At 64.7% G+C, this 16,533-nt stretch carries 13 protein-coding genes; 8 read left to right on the forward strand and 5 right to left on the reverse strand.

Annotated elements, in window-relative coordinates:
• Positions 1-58 precede the first annotated feature (58 nt).
• The 7 genes from RBA40_RS30865 to RBA40_RS30895 all read left to right on the forward strand — a co-directional run bounded on the left by RBA40_RS30865 (position 59) and on the right by RBA40_RS30895 (position 6,022).
• A complete protein-coding gene (locus tag RBA40_RS30865) occupies positions 59-913 on the forward strand; it encodes a carbohydrate ABC transporter permease (RefSeq protein WP_229413767.1) in 855 nt (284 codons plus the stop codon).
• Positions 903-1,769 carry a carbohydrate ABC transporter permease gene (locus tag RBA40_RS30870; RefSeq protein WP_306652505.1) on the forward strand — a complete coding sequence of 289 codons (867 nt, stop codon included), beginning with the start codon at positions 903-905 and terminating at the stop codon, positions 1,767-1,769. The genes RBA40_RS30865 and RBA40_RS30870 overlap by 11 nt, the downstream gene beginning before the upstream one ends.
• 33 nt (positions 1,770-1,802) lie before the next feature.
• On the forward strand, positions 1,803-2,933 hold the full coding sequence (locus RBA40_RS30875) for an ABC transporter ATP-binding protein (protein ID WP_306652507.1): 1,131 nt from the start codon (positions 1,803-1,805) through the stop codon (positions 2,931-2,933).
• A 115-nt stretch (positions 2,934-3,048) separates the two neighbouring features.
• On the forward strand, positions 3,049-3,828 hold the full coding sequence (locus tag RBA40_RS30880; RefSeq protein WP_306652509.1) for an SDR family oxidoreductase: 780 nt from the start codon (positions 3,049-3,051) through the stop codon (positions 3,826-3,828).
• Positions 3,829-3,848: 20 nt separating this feature from the next.
• Positions 3,849-4,247, forward strand: a complete 399-nt coding sequence (locus tag RBA40_RS30885; protein ID WP_099873723.1) for a dihydroneopterin aldolase — start codon at positions 3,849-3,851, stop codon at positions 4,245-4,247.
• Positions 4,244-5,146, forward strand: a complete 903-nt coding sequence (gene ttcA, locus RBA40_RS30890) for a tRNA 2-thiocytidine(32) synthetase TtcA (protein WP_099873722.1) — start codon at positions 4,244-4,246, stop codon at positions 5,144-5,146. Before RBA40_RS30885 ends, ttcA begins: the two co-directional genes overlap by 4 nt.
• A gap of 198 nt (positions 5,147-5,344) precedes the next feature.
• Positions 5,345-6,022 (forward strand): hypothetical protein, encoded by a 678-nt coding sequence (locus RBA40_RS30895; protein WP_306652511.1) that lies wholly within the window; start codon positions 5,345-5,347, stop codon positions 6,020-6,022.
• A 104-nt stretch (positions 6,023-6,126) separates the two neighbouring features.
• Here the strand turns inward: RBA40_RS30895 and RBA40_RS30900 are convergent, their stop codons facing one another.
• From RBA40_RS30900 to RBA40_RS30910, 3 genes are all read right to left on the reverse strand, one after another.
• Positions 6,127-7,887, reverse strand: coding sequence for a M14 family metallopeptidase (locus RBA40_RS30900; protein WP_306652513.1), 1,761 nt, complete (start codon positions 7,885-7,887; stop codon positions 6,127-6,129).
• Positions 7,888-7,991: 104 nt separating this feature from the next.
• The gene (locus tag RBA40_RS30905) at positions 7,992-9,581 is read right to left on the reverse strand and encodes a hypothetical protein (protein ID WP_306652514.1); all 1,590 of its coding nucleotides are present in this window, start codon (positions 9,579-9,581) and stop codon (positions 7,992-7,994) included.
• Entirely contained in the window at positions 9,527-11,845 is a 2,319-nt protein-coding gene (locus RBA40_RS30910; RefSeq protein WP_306652516.1) for a M48 family metallopeptidase, read from the reverse strand. Before RBA40_RS30910 ends, RBA40_RS30905 begins: the two co-directional genes overlap by 55 nt.
• A gap of 161 nt (positions 11,846-12,006) precedes the next feature.
• Here RBA40_RS30910 and RBA40_RS30915 point away from each other — a divergent pair, with 161 nt between their 5' ends.
• The gene (locus tag RBA40_RS30915) at positions 12,007-12,402 is read left to right on the forward strand and encodes an MAPEG family protein (protein WP_306652517.1); all 396 of its coding nucleotides are present in this window, start codon (positions 12,007-12,009) and stop codon (positions 12,400-12,402) included.
• A gap of 26 nt (positions 12,403-12,428) precedes the next feature.
• Here the strand turns inward: RBA40_RS30915 and RBA40_RS30920 are convergent, their stop codons facing one another.
• Both RBA40_RS30920 and RBA40_RS30925 read right to left on the reverse strand, forming a co-directional pair.
• Entirely contained in the window at positions 12,429-12,830 is a 402-nt protein-coding gene (locus RBA40_RS30920) for a DUF3224 domain-containing protein (RefSeq protein WP_099873718.1), read from the reverse strand.
• A 125-nt stretch (positions 12,831-12,955) separates the two neighbouring features.
• On the reverse strand, positions 12,956-16,528 hold the full coding sequence (locus RBA40_RS30925; RefSeq protein ID WP_306652519.1) for an indolepyruvate ferredoxin oxidoreductase family protein: 3,573 nt from the start codon (positions 16,526-16,528) through the stop codon (positions 12,956-12,958).
• Between the last annotated feature and the right edge of the window lie 5 nt (positions 16,529-16,533).

Raw genomic sequence — 16,533 nt, forward strand, 5'->3', positions numbered from 1 at the left:
GGCGCGCACGCGCGCCCCCGCGGTTCCCGGCCGCTGGGCCGCCCGCGTCGACGCCTGGATGGCGCGCCTGGTGCTGGCGCCCACCATCCTGATGTCGCTGGTGTTCGTGTACGGCTTCATCGTGCTCACCGCCTTCCTGTCGCTGACCGAATCGCGCATGATGCCGCGCTTCGAGTACGCCGGCTTCGGCCAGTACACCGCCCTGTTCGGCCTGGATCGCTGGTGGACCGCGGCGGCCAACCTGGGCATCTTCGGCGGCCTGTTCATCTTGCTGTGCCTGGCCATCGGCCTGTCGATCGCCATTCTGCTCGACCAGCGCATCCGCGCCGAAGGCGCCCTGCGCGCGATCTACCTGTACCCGATGGCGCTGTCGTTCATCGTGACCGGCGCGGCGTGGAAGTGGATTCTCAATCCCGGCCTCGGGCTGGAAAAAATGCTGCACGACTGGGGTTTCGTCAACGCCCGCCTCGACTGGCTGGTCGACTCCGAGATGTCGATCTACACGGTCGTCATCGCCGGCGTCTGGCAGTCGTCGGGGTTTGTGATGGCGCTGTTCCTGGCCGGTTTGCGCGGCGTGGATGACGCCATCATCAAGGCCGCCATGGTCGATGGCGCCAGCCTGCCCACGATCTACCTGCGCATCGTCATTCCCGCGCTGCGGCCGGTGTTCTTCAGCGTGCTGCTGGTGCTGTCGCACATCGCCATCAAGAGCTTCGATCTGGTCATGGCGCTGACCGCCGGCGGACCGGGCACCTCGTCCGACGTGCCGGCCATTTTCATGTACCAGTTCTCGTTCACGCGCGGCCAGCTGGGCCTGGGCGCGGCGTCGGCCATGATGATGCTGGCCACCGTGCTGGCGGTACTGGTGCCACTCATGTACCTCGAAACCAAAGGAGCACGCCATGGGCGCTGACCAGAACCAGCTCACTGCCGGGCGGATCTTCATCTACGTGCTGCTGGCGCTCGTAGCGCTGTACTACCTGGCGCCGCTGTACGTGATGCTCACCACCTCGTTCAAGTCGCTCGAGCAGATCCGCACCGGTACCATCCTCGACCTGCCGCTGGCTCCGACCACCGAAGCCTGGACGCGTGCCTGGAGCGGCGCCTGCACCGGCGTGCGCTGCGAGGGCCTAGCGCCCTACTTCTGGAATTCGGTCAGCATGACGATACCGGCGGTGCTCATTTCGAGCCTGATCGGCTCCCTGAACGGCTACGTGCTGGCGCACTGGCGCTTTCGCGGCTCGAACGTGGTGTTTACGGCCCTGATGGTGGGCTGCTTCATCCCGTTCCAGGTAGTGATCCTGCCGATGGCGCGCCTGCTCGGCATGGCCGGCCTGGCCAACACCACCACCGGCCTGATCATCGTGCACATCATCTACGGGGTGGCGTTTACCACGCTGTTCTTCCGTAACTACTACGTCACCGTGCCGGAAGAACTGGTGAACGCGGCGCGCATCGACGGCGCCGGCTTTTTCACCATCTACCGCCGCGTGATCTTTCCGCTGTCGCTGCCGATCTTCATGGTCTGCTTCATCTGGCAGTTCACCCAGATCTGGAACGACTTCCTGTTCGGCGTGGTGTTCGGCGGCGCCGATGCGCAGCCTGTCACGGTGGCGCTCAATAACCTGGTCAACACCTCGACCGGCGTCACCGAATACAACGTCAACATGGCCGCCGCCATCATCGCCGCGTTGCCGACCCTGGGACTGTACCTGGTGGCTGGCAAATACTTCGTGCGCGGGCTGACCGCAGGCGCGGTCAAGGGCTGATTTCAACTAATTCAAGGCAGGAGAACCACAACGATGGCCAGTTTATCGATTCGCAATGTGCGCAAGGTGTACCCGAACGGCGCTGAAATCTTAAAAGGCATTAACCTCGAGATCGAGGATGGCCAGTTCCTGATCCTGGTCGGCGGTTCCGGCTGCGGCAAGTCGACCTTGCTGAACATGATCGCCGGCCTGGAAACGGTGTCCGAGGGCGAGATCCTGATCGGCGACCGCGTCGTCAACGACGTGCCGCCCAAGTCGCGCGACATCGCCATGGTGTTCCAGTCGTACGCGCTGTATCCGACCATGACGGTGCGCGAGAATATCTCGTTCGGGCTGGGCATCCGCAAGGTGCCCAAGGCGGAACAGGAAAAGATCGTGGCGCGCGTGGCCGAAACGCTGCAGATGACCCACCTGCTCGACCGCAAGCCCGCCTTGCTGTCGGGCGGCCAGCGCCAGCGCGTGGCCATGGGCCGTGCCATCGCGCGCGATCCGTCGCTTTTCCTGTTCGACGAACCGCTGTCGAACCTGGACGCCAAGCTGCGCGTGGAAATGCGCGCCGAGATCAAACTGATGCACCAGCGCCTGGGCACCACCATCGTCTACGTCACCCACGACCAGATCGAGGCGATGACCCTGGGCGACAAGATCGCCGTCATGCGCGACGGCGTGGTGCAGCAGTACGGCAGCCCGCAAGAGATCTACGACCGCCCGGACAACCTGTACGTGGCCGGTTTCATCGGCTCGCCGTCGATGAATTTCTTGAAAGGCAAACTGGTGCAGCACAACGGCGGCACCGCCTTCACGCTCGACGTCGATGGCGATATCGCCCTGCTGCCGCTGCCGGCCGGCGGCAAGGAATATGGTGCCTGGCACGGGCGCGAAGTCATTCTCGGCATCCGTCCCGAGCACGTGACCGATGCCCTGAGCGCGCGCCAGTCGAGCGCCCACGACGGCTACGAGCCGACCGAAGTGACCTGCCTGGTCGAGATGACCGAGCCGACCGGACCCGATACGCTGGTATTTACCTGGGTGGGCGGCGTGCGCGCCACCTGCCGCACGCACCCGCGCGCGCACGCCATGCCGGGTGAGCGCATCAACCTCGCCTTCGACCTGTCCAAAGCGATTCTGTTCGATCCGGCGACGGAACAACGGATGGGGGCATAAAGGAAGCATAAACGGTCCCGTTTGGGGACCTTGAGCGAACTTTAGGCGATAATAGCGGCTCGCGCCGGCACGGCGTCCGATCCGTCTGCTTTTCTGCCTATTAGTCTGCTCATTTATGCAACAACCCGCATCCACCCCTCGTCAACCGGTCGCCCTCGTGACCGGCGCCGGACGCCGCATCGGCCGCGCCATCGCGCTCGGCCTGGCGCGCGCCGGCTGGGACGTGGCGCTGCACTACCGCAGCTCGGAAGCGGACGCGCGCGAGGTGGCCGACGCCGTGCGCGCGCTCGGACGCCGGGCCGCGCTGCTGCAATGCGACCTGGCCGACGAAGCCGGCGTGCGCGCCCTGGTGCCGCGCGCAATGGCCGAACTGGGACCGCTCGGCTGCATCGTCAACAACGCATCGCAGTTCGACTACGACAGCGCGGCCGACTTTTCGCCGGCGCTGCTGGCGCGCCACATGCAGGCCAACGTGGCCGCGCCCATCCTGCTGGCCCAGGCCCTGCACGCGGCCACCCAAGCCGGCGAACAGGCGGTCGTCATCAACCTGCTCGACCAGAAGCTGTACAACCTCAATCCCGATTTTCTGTCGTACACCCTGTCCAAGGCCGCCCTGCACACCGCCACCAGCATGCTCGCGCAAGCGCTCGCGCCGACGGTACGCGTGGTCGGCGTGGCACCGGGGATCACCATGCTGTCGGGCGATCAGACCGAGGCCGGTTTCGCCCAGGCCCACCGGGCCACGCCGCTGGGACAATCGAGCAGGCCCGACGACATCGTGGCCGCGGTGTGCTACCTGGCGGGCGCGCGCGCCGTCACCGGCACCACGCTGGTGGTCGACGGCGGCCAGCACCTGATGCCGCTGGCGCGCGACGTGATGTTCCTTACCAAATAAAACAACCTGAAAGACTCCCTATGCTGTCCGCCCTGTCCCACCCCAAGCTGAGCGCCTGCCGCCGCCTGTTCCTGCGCAATTACGAAGTGATGATCAACATCGGCGTGCACGACTTCGAGAAAAAGGGCGAACAGCGCGTCCTGATCAACGTCGACCTGTACATCCCGCTGGCGCTGTCCACGCCCAAGGACGACCAGTTGCAGGAAGTGGTCGACTACGACTTCATGCGCGAAACCATCGCGCGCCGCATGGCCCAGGGCCACGTGCACCTGCAGGAGACCCTGTGCGACGACGTGGTGCGCTCGATGCTGGCGCACCCGAACGTGCGCGCGGTGCGCGTGTCGACCATGAAGCCGGACGTGTATCCGGACTGCGAAGGCGTCGGCGTGGAAGTATTCCAGATCAAGGAAGAAGCATGAGCGACGCGGCCGTGATCGAGCGCAGCGACGACAAGGTCGCCCACGAAAACCAGAAGCTGCACAAGCGCCTGTGCCGCCAGGTCGGCCAGGCCATCGGCGACTTCAACATGATCGAAGACGGCGACAAGGTGATGGTGTGCCTGTCGGGCGGCAAGGACAGCTACGCGCTGCTGGATATTTTATTGACCTTGCGCGAACGCGCGCCGATCCACTTCGAGATCATCGCCGTCAATCTGGACCAGAAGCAGCCGAACTTCCCGGCCGATATCCTGCCGGCCTATTTGACCAAGCTGGGCGTGCCGTTCCACATCGAGAACCAGGATACCTACAGCATCGTCAAGCGCCTGATCCCCGAAGGGAAGACCACCTGCTCGCTGTGCTCGCGCCTGCGGCGCGGGATTCTGTACCGGGTGGCCGATGAACTGGGATGCAACAAGATCGCGCTGGGCCACCACCGCGACGACATCCTCGAGACCTTCTTCCTGAATATGTTCTTCGGCGGGAAGCTCAAGGCCATGCCGGCCAAGCTGGTGTCCGACGACGGCAAGCACATGGTGATCCGCCCGATGGCCTATGTGAAGGAAGCCGATTCGGAGCGCTACGCCGAGGTCAAGCAGTTCCCGATCATCCCGTGCGACCTGTGCGGCTCGCAGGAGAACCTGCAGCGCAAGCAGATCAAGAACCTGATGCGCGAGTGGGAGAAAAAATATCCGGGCCGGGTCGAAAGCATCTTCTCGTCGCTGTCCACCGTCGTGCCGTCGCATCTGATGGACCAGGAGCTGTTCGGGTTCAAGGAGATCAAGGCCGATGGCGTGGCCAGCCCGCTGGGCGATATCGCGTTCGACGAGGAGCCGTGTTCGACGCCGACCATGGGGACGATTCCGCTGCAGCCGATGTGAGGCTGGCGGTTTCAACTGAAAAGCCCGCTGATGCGGGCTTTTTTACGACTGCCGCCGCCAGGGGTATGATCTATTCACGAATCTATTCACGAATCTATTCACGAATCTATTCACGAATCTATTCACTATTCTATTCATTTGGGTGGTTCTTCCCCATGACAGGGGTGCAAACGAATCTATTCACTCAGCGCCGGTACGATGGCTAAAAATGAGCATATTGACAAGTTGAGAGAGCTGTTGCTGCGCGGTCCGGCCAACCCATCGACGATCATGGATGCGTTAGCCGTCAGCCAGTCGACGCTGTCGCGCCTGTGGCAAGCCATACCGGATGGCGTGGCGCTGGGCGCAGGCAAAGCGCGCCAATACGCGCTGCAACGCCAGGTGCCCGGGGTTACAGCCCCGGTACCCGTGTTTTGCATATCCCATGAGGGCAGTGTGACGGTGATCGGCGACCTGGCCCCGCTTCAGGGAGGCTTTTACGTGCTGACCCGGCCAGACACGAGGGCTTACACCCTGTATGAAGGCATGCCATGGTTTCTCAGGGACTTGCGGCCGCACGGTTTTCTCGGCCGGTTCGAGCCGCGCAAACATCGCGACCTCGACTTCCCGGACGATATCCGCATCTGGACCGATGAGCATGTGTTCCAGTACGTTGCGCGGCGCAGCGAACACGCGGCCGGCAACCTCATTCTCGGGGACGAATCGTATGCCAGATTTGTCGGCGATCTGAAACGGATGCGGGAGTGGCTTATCCCGCAGGCCAGCCGCGCCGCCAGGTATCCGGTGATGGCGGAGCAGGTGATGCAGGGAGAGCCGCCCGGCTCCCCGGCCGTGCTGCCGCATGGCGCTCGAATTCTGGGAAGACGTCATGAGTGATCCTCGCATTTCCGAAGAATTCAAAATGGACGTCGCCCGCCCGCACTTGAACACAGTGCGTCAATTGGACCCCACGTAAACCAGAATGGGGGCCCGGATCGACCTTAGGGCGCCACCGCCGTGCGCAGCACCGGATACAGGTTCAGGCGCTCATCATACGAGGTGTGGCGCTTGGCGAAAAACTCCAGGCGCGCGTCCGGGTTCTTGGCGAACGCCGGATCGCTGTCTACCTTGGCCTTGAATGCGGCCGCCAGCGCCGGATCGGCTGCCATCATCTCGCGCGCGACCTCCTCGGCCACATAGTCTTCCATGTATTCCTTGCGCTCGAACGCGGTGTTGAACATACCCCACTGCAGCAGCGAATCCGGGGCGGCCGGCTCGAACAGGGCGATTACCAGCCGCGCCTTGGCCTGCGCCACGGGGACGAACAGCGCGCCCTTCTCCAACGCGCGCGGCTCGGCCTTCCACGCGCCCTGCAAGGTCACGCGCTGGTGCGATTCGAGCGAGCCCGGTGCGAATGTCACCTTCTCGGCGCGGAAGGTCTCGACATCGGCCTTGGCCTGCGCCGCTCCAAGGGTGCGGTAGGCGATGCCGTGCTGGCCCAGCTTGCGCGCCACCATGGCCGCATGCGCCGCCGGCACGATGTAGCCGGCCTTGGGCGCGTTGGCCATCAGGTCCGGCACAATCTCGTCGCGCAGCGGCACGGTCCAGATTTGCGGTTTGGTTTCGTCGTAACGCGTCATCAAGGCGCCCGACACGTCCGACTGCGTGCGCGCGTACGCGTAGCCACGGAAGTCGATCATGCGCACCTTGTCGGTCGCCTTGTAGGTCAGCGGCAGTTCGGTGCCGCCCAGCCGCGCCGCGCGCGCATCGGCGTCGCGCGCCGCCGTCTGCCACACCTTGCCGTGCTGCGCCACCTGTTCGAGCACCGACACCACCGAGTTGCGCGTGATGCGCACGCGGGTCGGATAATCCTTCCACGCATGGGTCTCGACCAGCACGGCGATCCGGTTACGCAACGGGAAGTAGCCGGTCGAAAAACGCGGGTCCGATACGCCGTCGGCAAAGCCCGACGCCGGATTGTCTTCCTCCGCGAACGACATGTAGAACGGCTGCGGCAGCGAGCCCTGTCTGGCGATATCGGCCAGCACACCGCTGCGCAGCGCCAGCCCGGTCTTGCGGAACTCCACGTCGGCCGAATGCACAGGTTCGACCTGGATCGAAATATCGTGCTCGAACTTGGCGCCGTTGGTCACGTGCAGGTCGACGTAGACCAGCGGATCCCAGGCGTTCACCAGCGCCAGCATGGCCTGCATTTCGATGGAGTCGGCCTTGGCGTAATCGCGGTTCAGATTGAAATTCTGGCCGGTGGTGCGCCAGCCCATTTCGACCGGGCCGCGCTGGTTGGGGCGGTTCCACTGCTTGAAGCGCTCGTGGCCATCGACGTTGAAGACCGGGACGAACAGCAGCACCTGCTTGTCCAGCGCACCGGGCGCGGCGCGGTTTTCCAGCACCTCGCGCAGCGCCAGGAAGCCGGCATCCTTGCCATCGATCTCGCCGGCGTGGATGCCGCCCTGGACCAGCACCACGGGCAGCGCGCGCGCCGCCGCAGCTTGCGCAGTCAGTGCGCCGGTGCGGGTGACCACCAGCGCCTGCATCGGCCGTCCTTCCGGCGTGCGTCCGAATTCGATGCACCTGACCTGCTTCGGATACGCTTTCTGGAACGCGGAGCAGAGCGCGATGACTTCGTCGTAGCGGCCGGTTTTCTGGAACTGCGAGCGCTCGGCGACGGTGCTCAGGTCGGGGGCGGCGTGGGAGAAGGGAATGGCGGACAGCAGGGCAAGCAGCAGCGCAGAACGAATCATCGGTAAAGCTCCGGCAAAGGTGTCAATACGGGGCGCATAGTGAGCGCGAACCGGAAATTATAGTCCGCTTTGCGCGCCCCGTATCGGCAATGTCGCCGCAGTGCTTATGCCTTGAAATACGGCCGCTCGGAGATGAACAGCAGGCGCTTGACCGTCACGCGCCATTCGGCCGGAGCCTTTTGCCCAAGCAGCACCAGCGCCGCGCTGTACGCATGTGCGCGCACCGAAGGCGGGACGGCCTCGATCAGGCGTTCAGCCGCGCGCGGGTCCTTGCCGGCGGCGATGCTGTCGAAGAAGGCCAGCATCTGCTGCTGGTATGGTCCCGACGCCGCCAGCGTCGTTTTACGGAACGGCGCGGTATCGTAGCCGTGCTTTTGCGCCAGCGCGAGTCCGACCCAGGTGGTCGCGCTGTCGGTGCCGGCCGCGAACGGCAGCGCCATGGCGCGTTTGATCATGTCCGCATCGGCGCCGTCGGAAGCTGCAGCCAGGCGCAGCACGTGCGCCGCGCGGGTTGAATCGTCTTGCGCAATCTGGTGCGCCTCGTTCAGGCGTCCGGTCGAGAGGGCGAAATAGGCGCGCAGCGGCGAGTCCGTGGACAGCGGCCCTTTCTCGATCGTCACCAGTTCCTGCAGGCGGCGTGAACCTTTCAGCAAATCGCCGAGATCGGCGTCCGGCGCGAGGAAGCGCCGTACACGCGCCAGGTCCAGGCCCGCGAAGTTGGTTCCGCCTGGCGTGGCGCGCACGATCTGTTCGAGATCGGGGGCAGCGGCGCTGAAGTCTTTCGAGTGCAGCTTGTCGTGCGCGGACCAGCGTGCCAGCCAGACGTTCTCAGGCCAGCGTGCGCGCGCCTTGAGCATCAGGCGCTTCACGTTCGGATCATCGTTGCGGCAGCGCAGCGCGAGGTAGACGGCATCGCCGTCGTCAGGCTGCGCGGCCGCTTGCGCGCCCAGTTCCGCGCACAGCACAGGCTTGCGCGCCTCGCTGGCGAGGTCCATTTCGGCGCGCCGCAGGAACACGTCGCGCGGCTCGCGCCGCAAGCGTTCCTCCAGCACGGCCGCATATTCGGGGAACGTGGCGGCATACGTGAACCAGCTTTCGCTGTACGCCAGCGTGGTAGCGTCCCAGCGCGCGTGCATCAGGCCCAGGTGTTTTTTCTGCGCCTCGTCGGGCAGCGTCCCGAGCTGGGTTTCCGGGGCTTCGTCGGCCAGGCCGTCAAGCACGCTGCGGTAGCCGCCATCGCCCTTGCTGGAGATACTCTTGGGTGGTGCCATAAAGCGGAAGTCGACATCGCTGTCGCTCCAGCGCGGCGCGCCCAGCATCTGTTCCGCTCTCGGCTTGACCTTGCCATAATTTGCCCACCAGTGCACCAGCGCCGTGGCCGAGGCCACGTTGTAGACCGGATGCCCGCCGCGCGTGGACTCGGCGTCGAACGCTTCGATCAGCCGGCCGTCGCCGCTGCGCGTCTCGACATGGTGCTTGCCCAGTGCCGGCACGCTCAGTTCCCGGTTCATATGTGCGGGTACGCTCACGGTTTTGCCATCGATGTTCACGTTCACCGGCGTACCGAGGCCGTTATACACGATGATGACCGGATCGCTGCCGAAGGCCGACACGCCGCCGCGGGTAAAGGAACCGGCGCTCAGGACCGCAAGCACGATCGACGCCGCCACCAGCAGGCGCGCGGCGCCCGGCACGAAGCCGTCGGCACGCTCGAAGCGCGCCCGCCAGCCAAGCTGCTGCTGGCGCTTGCGTTCGGCGCCCGGCAGCAGTACCGGTAGGACGGCGGCGCTTTCGATGGCGCCGGCGCGACCGACATCGCTTCGCCCCCGCGCGAGCAGCGCGCGATCATGGTTTCGGTGATCAAGAGCTCTTCAAGGGCGTCCAGACGCAGCGCGTCGAGCGCGTTGGTCAGGCTCCTGACCCAGTTCTCGGAAGCGCGCATCCATTCGTTGATGTTGTCGGAGTAGGCCAGCGGCAGGGTAAATTCGCCCAGCACCTGGCGCCAGTCGGTATTGAGCTCCATGCGCGCGGCAAGGCGCGCGTCCAGGTGCACCGCGCCGGCTTCCTTGTAGATCTGCTCTATGACGTAATGCAGTTCGTTGGCCTGGCCGACCACGCGCGACACGCCTTCGTCGGTCACGCGGTGCACCGCCGTGACCACCGCCGCCGCGTTATTGAGCATGCCTTGCGCATCCTTCAGGTCGGCCAGGCGGTGTTCGGCGTAATGCACCATCGCCAGCAAGCCGTCGAGATAGGCTTCCCAGCCGCCACCGAGCTGGCGCGCCATGTTCTGGTGCCAGCTGCGGCACATCCAGTCGTGCCGCTGCAGGCGCGCGTTGACAGCGTCGATTTCTCCGCGCACCCGCTCCAGCGCGGCGGGCAGCTGCTTCTTGCTGAATTCGTCCCCGCGCAGGCGTACCACCCCGCCCGGCGCCGTCAGCACGCCGGCGATCAGCGCGTCGAGCTGGGCGCGTTCATCCTGCAGGGTGCGCAGCAGTTGCACGTCGGCCGTCAGCGAGGCCGGGTACAGCGTTCCCAGTGCTTCCGGCGCCGCCGGGTAGTGGCCCTCGCGCAGCTGCGCCAGCGACTCCGCATGGCGGGTCAGCGGCCGGGCGAAATAAACGCCGCAGTAGCGGCGGTTGTACTGTTCGCGCTTGAACGGACGGGCCAGCAGCTTGAGCGACTCTTCCAGTTCGATCGGGGTGGACTCGCCCTCGCCCAGCAGGCGCTGGGTCATCTGCTCACGCAGCGCGGACGGCTGCTCGAAGATCGACCAGGCACTGGCCGGGTCGATCGGGGCGGCCACGTAAATGCGCTTGGCGTTCGCTTCGCGTTCGTGATTGAGCGGATGCGAGAGCCACATCTTGGATGGCTGCGCCAGTTCGGCCTTGAACACGCGGTGCTGGTCCTTGCCCTGCTCGGGCAGCGGCGGCACGTCGGCATAGCTGCGGTCGTTCAGGATGCTGCTCATACGCTGCAGCATGTGGGTCTGCACCGCGAAGGCGTCGCGCGTGGCGCGGCCGGCGGCATGTTCGTCGGTGATGAAAGCCAGCGCGCGCTCCCAGGCGTCGTCCGCGCCACGGGTGCGGTGCAGCGCGTGGATCAGGGCGTCACTGCCGGTCAGCGACACGGCCACCAGGTCGGCCTGCATTTCCATCTCGCGCGACAGGGCGCGCTGCATCACCACCACTACCCGGAACAGGCTGTCGATCAGCGAACGGATCGACCAGATAATCACCTGCAGCACGCCCACCGCCATGGTCAGGCGCAAATCGATCCTGCCCACGCCGACCAGGAACTCGTCGAACTTGTCGCGCCGCGTGACCATGTGACCGGCGATCTGCTGGGCAACGTAGACCCAGCGCCCGACCGCCATCGAGCGTTGTGCGAAATGGCCGAATTCGTGTGCCAGCACGGCGCGCAGTTCGCCGCGCGAGAGCGTGTTCACCAGCGGCAGGCCGATTTCCAGATTCTTCTTGGACGGGAAAATCAGGTTGAACAGCGACAGGTCGTAGAACACGGCGGCATTCACCCTGGCCGACAGGAATACCTTGTGCGGACGCGGCGCGCCGGCGGCATCGGCCAGCTTGAACAGATAGGCGAACAGGCGCGGCTGCTCACTGGCGGTGACCTCGTGCAAGTCCTCTAACTTGGCGTTACGCACCGAGAAAATCGCCTTGAGCATCATCACGCCAATGAACAGCGAACAGGCAGCCATGATGTAGGCGAAAATGCCGATGTCGCTGCCGGCGCCGTCGACGAAGACCTGCCAGGGGGTGTACAGGAACCAGCCGGCCAGGCCGCAGTACAGCGCCACGAACAGCAGCAGGCCGGCGACCGCGATGCGCGCGCTGTTTTTGTAGGCGCGGCTCGGGGCGGTCAGGCGGGCTGCCAGTTCCGGGGACGGGGCGTTGGTCGGGGCGTTGATGGCGGTCTCCTGGCGTTGAGGAAGGTGCAAAGATGCAAAACGTTCAATTTTAAGGGACAAACGCTGGAGGGATTTACCTAAACGCAATATATATACACAAAAAGCAACGCCAAGCGTGCACGGCCTTGCGGATTACTTTGTTAATCTGACTACATTGCCGGCGACCGCCGGTGTACACAGGGAAACACGCGATGACGACCGAATTGATGATCCTGGGATGGACCCTGGTGCTGGCGCTGGTGCAGATCATGGTGACCGGAGCGTTCCGGACCAAGGAAACCGGGACCGAATACAACATGGGGCCGCGCGACGGTGGGGCGCCGCCGCCGCGGCCCGTGACGGCGCGCCTGCAGCGGGCGCAGGCCAATCTGTTCGAGACGCTGCCGCTGTTTGCGGCGGCCGTGCTCATTGCGCATGTGGGCGGGCGCGAGGGCGACCTGACCTTGTGGGGCGCCTGGGCTTATCTGATCGCGCGCGTGGTGTACGTGCCGCTGTACGCGGCCGGCATTCCGGTGGTGCGCTCGATTGTGTGGATGGTGTCGCTGGTGGGGCTGGGGATGATTCTGGCAGCGATTTTACTTCCGTAGTGCCCCTGTGTCGCCAGCCCCCGGCTTTACACCAGATCCATCGTGTACTCAAGTTCGTAGTAATGCTTGCTGTCGACGATATCGAGCTTGAATTTTCCCTGGATGCCGGCCAGGCCCTCGGTCCCCGAACCGGGCACGATGCTGATCGACAGATGGCTGGCGCCGGCATGCATGGTGCCGGCGTGCTGCAGCGCGAAGCTGCCGCTCATGCCGTCCAGCGTGCCGGTCACGTGTTCGATGGCCACGTACCCTGCCGAACCGGCGGCGGGATTGCCGGCCGAGAGCATCTCGCCCTGGCCGATGCCGATCAAATCGCCGCTGTAGTATTTATCGATCAGCATGCGGCCGAGCGAAACGCGGCCCGCGCCCTCTCCCGATGGCGGTGCCTGCATGGTGATCTCGAAGGTTCCCTTGGCGGTGATGAACATGGTGGTCTGGCCTCGTCAATTGCGAAGCCCCCATGATACCCCGGATAAAAAATGGCCCGCTGCAAGGCGGGCCATTCATCTTACGCTGCGCGGTCTTACGCGACCCGGTCTTACGCGACCCGGTCTTACGCGACCCGATGAATCTGGATCACGCCGTCCGGCGACGCAGGCTTGCCGAAGGCCGCCAGCAGCGCGGCTTCCTTCTCCTTGGCCGCCTTCAGGTGGCGCTCCTTCACGTGCCCGTACCCGCGAATATCCTCAGGGATGCTGGCAATGGCCACCGCTTGCGACAGGGTCTCCGCGTTCAGCTTGGGCAACAGGCCGCCGACCGTGTTGCGGTACTCGGTAATGAGCGCGCGCTCCATCTTGCGCTCCGCCGTATAGCCGAAGATATCGAGCGCGCCGCCACGCAGGCCCTTCATCTTGGCCATCAGGCCGAACGCCTTCATCATCCACGGACCGAATTCCTGCTTGATCAGCTGGCCCTTGGAGTCGTGCTTGGCGAACAGCGGCGGCGCCAGGTGGAACTTGAGCTTGATGTCGCCCTCGAACATGCCCGCGATCTTTTCCTGGAAGGCGCCGTTGGTGTACAGGCGCGCGACTTCATACTCGTCCTTGTACGCCATCAGCTTGTAGTAGTAGCGCGCGACCGCTTCGGCCAGGCGCGTGCCCTTGCCCAGCTTCGCTTCCTCGGCCCGCACCTGGTCGACGAAGGTCTTGTACTGGTTGGCGTAAGCGGCATCCTGGTAAGCGGTCAGCAGTTCCACGCGCCTGTTGATGATCTCGTCCAGGCTTTGCGTGCGCTTGAACTCGATCACCTTGGCCGGCGTGGTCATCTTCACCAGCGACTGCAAATCGTGCGCCGCAGTGCGGCCCCAGGTAAAGGCGCTCTTGTTAAAGCCCACCGATACGTTGTTCAGTTCAATCGCCTTCATGATCGACGCTTCGGTCAACGGCACCTGGCCTTTTTGCCACGCGTAGCCGAGCATGAACATATTGGTGGCGATCGAGTCGCCCATCAGCGCGGTGGCGATCTGGCCGGCGTCGACAAAGTCCACGCGCTCGGTGCCGCAGGCCTTGACGATCTCGGCCTGCGACGACGCGCCTGGGAACTGCCAGTCCGGATTCTTGACGAATGCGGCCGTCGAGGAACCGGTCGAATTGATCGCAGCATACGTGCGGCCTTCGCCCATGCGCGACAAAGCGTCGCGGCTGGCCGTGACGATCAGGTCGCAGCCGATCACGAGGTCGGCGCTGCCGGTGCCCACGCGGGTCGAATGCAAATCGGCCTGCTTGTCGGCCAGGCGCACGTGCGACATCACCGGGCCGCCCTTCTGGGCCAGTCCGCTCATGTCGAGCACAATGGCGCCCTTGCCTTCGACGTGGGCCGCCATCGCCAGGATCTGGCCGACGGTGACCACGCCGGTGCCGCCAATCCCGGTGATCAGGATGCCGTACGGCGCGGCCGTGCCCTTGAGCACAGGCGTCGGCAGCTGCGGCGGGGCCGCTTCGCCGGTGGCGGCTTTTTTAGGCTTTTTGAGCGAACCACCTTCGACCGTGACAAAACTCGGGCAGAAGCCCGTCACGCACGAGAAGTCCTTGTTACAGGACGACTGGTTGATCTGGCGCTTGCGGCCCAGTTCCGTTTCCAGCGGTTCGACCGACAGGCAGTTCGACTGCACCGAGCAATCGCCGCAGCCTTCGCACACAGCCTCGTTGATGACGGCGCGCTTGGCTGGATCCGGATACTCGTTGCGCTTCCGGCGGCGGCGCTTTTCGGACGCACAGGTCTGGTCGTAGATCATGGCCGACACGCCCGGCTTGTCGCGCAGTTCGCGCTGTACGTCCATCAATTCGCTGCGGTGGCGCACGGTGACGCCTTCGGCCCACTTGTAGTCGGACGGGTATTTTTCCGGTTCGTCGGTGACCACGATGATCGGGCCCACGCCTTCGGCCGCGATCTGGCGGCTGATCATGCCCGGGTCGAGCGGACCGTCGAATTCCTGGCCGCCGGTCATGGCAACCGCATCGTTGAACAGGATTTTATAGGTGATGTTGACCTTGGCCGCCACCGCCGCGCGGATCGCCAGGATCCCCGAGTGGAAGTACGTGCCGTCGCCGAGGTTGGTGAAGACGTGCTTCTCGTTGGTGAACGGCGCTTGGCCGACCCAGGTCACGCCTTCGGCGCCCATGTGGGTGAAGGTCGACGTTTCACGGTCCATCCACAGCACCATGTAGTGGCAGCCGATGCCAGCCAGCGCGCGCGAGCCTTCGGGCACCTTGGTCGACGAGTTGTGCGGGCAGCCGGAGCAGAAATACGGGGTGCGATCGGTGTCGGGATTGGGTTTCAGGCCCGCGCTCTTGAGCACCAGCTCTTTCGCTTCGAGGTAGGCGATGCGCTCCTTGACGCGCTGCTCGACCGGATGGCCGGCGCAGTAGTGCGAAATGCGGCTGGCGATCGCACGCGCGATCTGGGCCGGGTTGAGCTCATAGGTGGCCGGCAGCAGCCAGTCGCCGTGGCCGGTGCCGCCCTTGTTCGACCATTCGCCGGTGTCGTCGAATTTGCCGACCACGCGCGGACGCTGGCCGTCCGGCAGGTTGTACAGTTCTTCCTTGAGCGCGTATTCGAGGATCTGGCGCTTCTCTTCGACCACCAGGATTTCGTCCAACCCCTTGGCGAATTCGTGCACGCCTTCCGCTTCGAGCGGCCAGGTCATGCCGATCTTATACAGGCGGATGCCGATGTCGCTGGCGGCCTGCTCGTCGATGCCCAGGTCGGCCAGCGCCTGGCGCGTGTCGAGGTAGGATTTGCCGGCGGTGATGATGCCGATCTTCGGCTTCGGGCTGTCCCAGATGATTTTATTGAGCTTGTTGGCGCGCGCGTAAGCCAGCGCGGCGTACCACTTGAAGCTGTTCATCCGCACTTCCATATCGAGCACGGTGTCGGGCCAGCGGATATTGAGGCCACCCTCGGGCAGCACGAAGTCGGTCGGCAGTTCGATCTGGACGCGGTCCGGGTCGAAGTCGACCACGGCGCCGGACTCGATGATGTCGGTGACGCACTTCATCGATACCCACAGGCCGGTGTAGCGGCTCATGGCCCAGGCGTGCAGGCCGTAGTCGATGTATTCCTGCACCGAGGCCGGGTACAGCACCGGAATGCCGCAGGCGTTCAGGATATGGTCCGACTGGTGCGCGGTGGACGACGATTTGGCCGCGTGATCGTCGCCGGCCAGTACCAGTACGCCGCCATGCTTGGCGCTGCCGGCATTGTTGGCGTGCTTGAAAACGTCGCCGCAGCGGTCCACGCCGGGGCCTTTGCCGTACCACATCGAGAACACGCCGTCGTACTTGGCGTCCTTGAACAGGTTCGTTTGCTGGGTGCCCCAGACCGCGGTGGCGGCCAGGTCTTCGTTCATCCCGGGATGGAACTTGACGTGGTGGGCGTCGAGGTGCTTCTTGGCCTTCACCGCGGTCATGTCGACCGAGGTCACGGGCGAGCCGCGGTAGCCGGTGATGTAGCCGGCGGTGTTCAGGCCGGCCTTGAGGTCGCGTTCGCGCTGCATCATCGGCAGGCGGATCAGCGCCTGGGTGCCGGTCATGAAGGCGCGGCCGCGCTCCAGCGTCCATTTGTCGTCGAGCGAAATCTCGTGCGACGGCTCAGCGTCGAGGTGAGCCCGGTCTAGCGGTGCGTTCATTGTCT

The sequence above is a fragment of the Massilia pseudoviolaceinigra genome, assembly GCF_030846505.1.
Classification (GTDB): Bacteria; Pseudomonadota; Gammaproteobacteria; order Burkholderiales; family Burkholderiaceae_D; genus Telluria_A; species Telluria_A violaceinigra.

Bases quoted from the DNA above. Each gene is read 5' to 3' on its own strand.
- RBA40_RS30865 (WP_229413767.1), top strand. From the start codon at position 59: ATGGCGCGCCTGGTGCTGGCGCCCACCATCCTGATGTCGCTGGTGTTC.
- RBA40_RS30870 (WP_306652505.1), top strand. From the start codon at position 903: ATGGGCGCTGACCAGAACCAGCTCACTGCCGGGCGGATCTTCATCTAC.
- RBA40_RS30875 (WP_306652507.1), top strand. From the start codon at position 1,803: ATGGCCAGTTTATCGATTCGCAATGTGCGCAAGGTGTACCCGAACGGC.
- RBA40_RS30880 (WP_306652509.1), top strand. From the start codon at position 3,049: ATGCAACAACCCGCATCCACCCCTCGTCAACCGGTCGCCCTCGTGACC.
- RBA40_RS30885 (WP_099873723.1), top strand. From the start codon at position 3,849: ATGCTGTCCGCCCTGTCCCACCCCAAGCTGAGCGCCTGCCGCCGCCTG.
- ttcA (WP_099873722.1), top strand. From the start codon at position 4,244: ATGAGCGACGCGGCCGTGATCGAGCGCAGCGACGACAAGGTCGCCCAC.
- RBA40_RS30895 (WP_306652511.1), top strand. From the start codon at position 5,345: ATGGCTAAAAATGAGCATATTGACAAGTTGAGAGAGCTGTTGCTGCGC.
- RBA40_RS30900 (WP_306652513.1), bottom strand. From the start codon at position 7,887: ATGATTCGTTCTGCGCTGCTGCTTGCCCTGCTGTCCGCCATTCCCTTC.
- RBA40_RS30915 (WP_306652517.1), top strand. From the start codon at position 12,007: ATGACGACCGAATTGATGATCCTGGGATGGACCCTGGTGCTGGCGCTG.
- RBA40_RS30920 (WP_099873718.1), bottom strand. From the start codon at position 12,830: ATGTTCATCACCGCCAAGGGAACCTTCGAGATCACCATGCAGGCACCG.
- RBA40_RS30925 (WP_306652519.1), bottom strand. From the start codon at position 16,528: ATGAACGCACCGCTAGACCGGGCTCACCTCGACGCTGAGCCGTCGCAC.